Genomic DNA, 1,153 nt, shown 5'->3' on the forward strand with positions numbered 1-1,153 from the left:
AAATAGGGCAGGCCAACTGAATGGGCCAAGATCGAAAATTTGTTCGAATGCTGTATGCATCTTGACCTCCAAAGCAGCGGAGTATGCATAGACTTATCCTGCAAAGCGAACAAAAAGGATCGTTCGTGTCGACAAATTTACATTGAACATCTGCTTCTGGTTTGGAGCGCGACGATGAGCCAAATGGTGAGCAAAAACGATCAAATTGGCGATGATCTTATTTTATCGTTTTGATGGAATGACTTTATTAAACAATAGACATAAAAAAGGCCAGTATGAGACTGGCCTTGGTGATTATTGCACTTGCCGTTTAACGGTAAACGCGAGGGTTAGTTGCACCCCAGATAGTGTAGTGCTCAGGCAGAATACGACCGCTTTTCTCTTCGGTTTCTTCTGCTGTGATTTCTTCAAAGCCTTGGCGGCCAAATACAACTACTTCGTCGTTTGCCTGAACACCAATGATGTCAGTGACATCAACCATAGTAGTGTTCATTGACGCTTTACCCATTACGCGAGCACGCTGACCGTTGATCAGAACGTCAGCTTTGTTGCTTAGTGAACGGGCGAAACCGTCTGAGTAGCCGATAGGCAGGTTAGCCAGGATAGAGTCACGCTCTAAAACTTTAGTGCTGCCGTAGCCGATTGTGCTGCCTGCAGGGAAGAAGTGCAGTGATGCTACGCGTGTTTTGAAAGACACGATGCGCTCGTAAGGTAGGGTTGCAGGGTAATCACCGTACAGCATGCCGCCAGGACGAACCATATCCAGATGTGCTTCAGGCAGATTTAGCGTGATGTAAGAGTTAGCCACGTGCAGTGTGATGTCTTTACGTTTCAGACCTGCGCTGTCCATTAGCCACTTTGTTTCTACTTTGAAACGGTCAACCTTGCGGCGGATTTCATCAAGACCTTCATTCGGGAAGTGGGTCATCATACCTACGATTTTTAGGTTAGGATCGCTTGCGATTTCCACACCCTCAACCTGACCTTCATACGTTGTCAGATCCAGACCATTACGACCCATGCCTGAAGTATTCAGAGCAAGGTGAACAGGAATAACGGTATTGTAGTGGTATGCAATCTCGATGATTTGATCCGCCGGCATCTTAGTGCCAATCAGCTCTTCGATTTCGTACTGTACGCCGTTTTCAATTTC

Annotated in this window: 1 protein-coding gene; it reads right to left on the minus strand. The window is 46.5% G+C overall.

Features of this window, described 5'->3' with window-relative positions:
* Window positions 1-310: 310 nt before the first annotated feature.
* Window positions 311-1,153 (minus strand): alanine racemase (locus tag R7O12_RS26105; RefSeq protein WP_318126958.1); only part of this gene is annotated, 843 nt, incomplete at its 5' end.

It is taken from the genome of Vibrio sp. Vb1574, from assembly GCF_033338675.1.